Annotated in this window: 4 protein-coding genes; 3 read left to right on the top strand and 1 reads right to left on the bottom strand. The window is 44.8% G+C overall.

Features of this window, described 5'->3' with window-relative positions:
• The 3 genes from P5683_RS24135 to P5683_RS24125 all read left to right on the top strand — a co-directional run.
• The coding region (locus P5683_RS24135) for an RNA-guided endonuclease TnpB family protein (RefSeq protein ID WP_315645074.1) at positions 1–710 on the top strand (710 nt) is incomplete at its 5' end.
• A 26-nt stretch (positions 711–736) separates the two neighbouring features.
• A complete protein-coding gene (locus P5683_RS24130; protein WP_008049936.1) occupies positions 737–1,393 on the top strand; it encodes a class I SAM-dependent methyltransferase in 657 nt (218 codons plus the stop codon).
• Between the two features lie 41 nt (positions 1,394–1,434).
• A complete protein-coding gene (locus P5683_RS24125; protein ID WP_006626275.1) occupies positions 1,435–1,929 on the top strand; it encodes a YbjN domain-containing protein in 495 nt (164 codons plus the stop codon).
• A 118-nt stretch (positions 1,930–2,047) separates the two neighbouring features.
• On the opposite strand, the gene P5683_RS24120 is transcribed toward P5683_RS24125, so the two are convergent.
• Positions 2,048–2,478: zinc ribbon domain-containing protein (locus P5683_RS24120; RefSeq protein WP_315642513.1), on the bottom strand; the 431-nt coding region annotated here is incomplete at its 5' end.

The raw sequence follows: 2,478 nt of genomic DNA, 5'->3' as shown, positions 1-2,478 counted from the left end.
CACCCAGTCTAGTTAAGAAAGTCACTATAACGCGCCAAGCAGGTGACTGGTATATTAGCTTTTTCGTAGAAATCACGCCAGAAATTACACCGAAATTCCGAGAGAGAATCGGGGTAGACCTAGGAATTAACAATTTGGCGACTTGCTCCGATGGGACCCAATTCTCTAATCCCAAGGCTTATAAAGCAGCGACCAAAAAACTAGCCAGATTACAACGCCATTTAAGTCGCAAAGTCAAAGGCTCAAAAAATTGGGCCAAATGTCTCTTAAAAGTTCAAAAGCTACATCAAAGAGTCGCTAATATTCGCCGTGACACGATTCATAAAATAACTACTTTTTTGGCTAAAAACCACAGCCAAGTAGTCATTGAAGATTTGAATGTGTCAGGTATGCTGAAAAATCATTGTTTGGCGGGTTCTATCGCTGATGCTTCATTTTATGAGTTCCGTCGTCAACTAGGTTACAAGGCAGAACGTTATGGTTCAAAGTTGATTATTGCCGATAGATTTTATCCATCCAGTCAACTTTGTTCTAACTGTGGCCATCGTCAACAAATGCCCCTAGTCCGTCGGACTTTTGAATGTCAGAACTGTGGGCTGAAGATTGATAGAGATTTGAACGCCAGTATAAATTTAGAAAAATCGCCTGGTTCAGACGATTACACTTGTGGACGGGGTGCTGCCGACAGTCCCGGACGAAGCCAGAAATAAACATCAATATCCGGCTATGTCCGGTTTTGTTTAAGTTTTATAGAGCAGTTGATATCCTGTTTAATGGGGGTGCAGATGCGATGAGGCGGCGGGTATTAGCGCCTCTGAAAGGTGGTTTACAGGGTTTTGAGGGGGTTTCGGCTAGGGAATTACGGGTGCTAGATGTGGCTTGTGGGACGGGTCGAACTTTGAAGTTTATGGGAGCTACTTTTCCCAAGGCTAGTTTATATGGGGTGGATTTGTCGGGGGCTTATTTACGCAAGGCTAATCAATTGTTATCGCGAATTCCGGGGGAACTACCTCAATTAATCCAAGCTAATGCTGAGGCTTTACCGTATCAGGATAACTATTTCCATGGTATTACTTCTGTGTTTTTGTTTCACGAACTGCCACCACTCGCGCGTCAGAAGGTGATTGAGGAGGCTTATCGGGTACTGCAACCGGGAGGGGTATTTGTTATTTGTGATTCGATTCAGGCTATTGATTGTCCTGAGTTGAAGGAGATGATGGAAAATTTTGCGGTGATGTTCCATGAGCCTTATTATCGCAATTATATTACGGATGATTTGAGCGATCGCCTCTCTCAGGTAGGATTTGAAGGAATTAGCACGGAACAGCACTTTGTGAGTAAATACTGGATCGCTCACAAGAAGCACACTCTAGCAGGTGATACTGTTAAATAGAGTAAATATAGGCTCAAGAACACTTAATAAACAGATTTGCTATGACATCGACAAATCAGACTAACCTGGACACTATGCCTGAAGATATGACTGACGACATCAGTATTAGCGATCGCTCTAGTATTGGCTACAGGGAAGAAATTGAAACGGTGATTGCGGGTTTAGCCCAAGACCAGAAAGCGATGGTTGGTCAGAGTGACGCGGGTCATCTCTGGAAGTTTCAGTATGGCAGTGTAATAGTGTTTGTACAACTGACGGGAGAAACGGAAGATGATACGCTAACGGTGTGGTCTCCTATTCTGCAATTCCCAGTCAAAAATGAGGATCAGCTGATGAAGAGGCTGCTGGAAATGAATTGGCTTTCGACGTTTGAATCCCATTTTGCCATCACTAATAATCAGGTGGTAGTTCTGACTACCCGCACTTTAGCTGGCATTACGCCGGGGGAAATATCGCGAGCTATTACTATTGTCGCGACGATCGCCGATGATAATGACGATATCCTGATAGAGGAATTTGGCATTCCTGTTACTTGACATGGACCGGGATGCCCAAATGACTGACGATTGGGGTTTCTGCAACATCCCCCTAGCGCGAAGTTAATGGGGGTTTTTTGCAGATCCTACCCCATCAATTCTAGGGGAACTGATACATTTACGCGACATTTATCCGGCTATTGCCGGACAATGCGACGATAGCACTATTACCCGTTAAGGTAACAGAGGCGGTATCCCGCAAAGCTTTTAGAAAGATTCCAAAAGCACCGTTCCAGTCCCTGGGTAGAGTGAACCCACACTCAGGACATCGGAACACTTTTGAGCCACCTAGCTGGGAATGCATCTGACCACAGTGAGTACAGGTTTTGCTGGTGTATTCTTCCGTCACATCTACAACTGTGGTTCCAGTTATCTCGGCTTGATGTCTCAGGGTTAGTTTGAATCGATAATGCGCCCATGTCAGCATGGCTCGGGCAGTCTTGGATTTGATTTTCCGCTTGGCTTTGGCAACCATGTTGGAAGTCTCGAAGGTGGGCAGAAAAATTATGCTGTAGTTGTGAGTCAAGTAGTGAGCAATTTGTTTGTGGG

The organism is Limnospira sp. PMC 1279.21 (assembly GCF_032349615.1).
GTDB lineage: Bacteria > Cyanobacteriota > Cyanobacteriia > Cyanobacteriales > Microcoleaceae > Limnospira > Limnospira fusiformis.
This window is presented reverse-complemented; position numbering and strand designations above follow the sequence as displayed.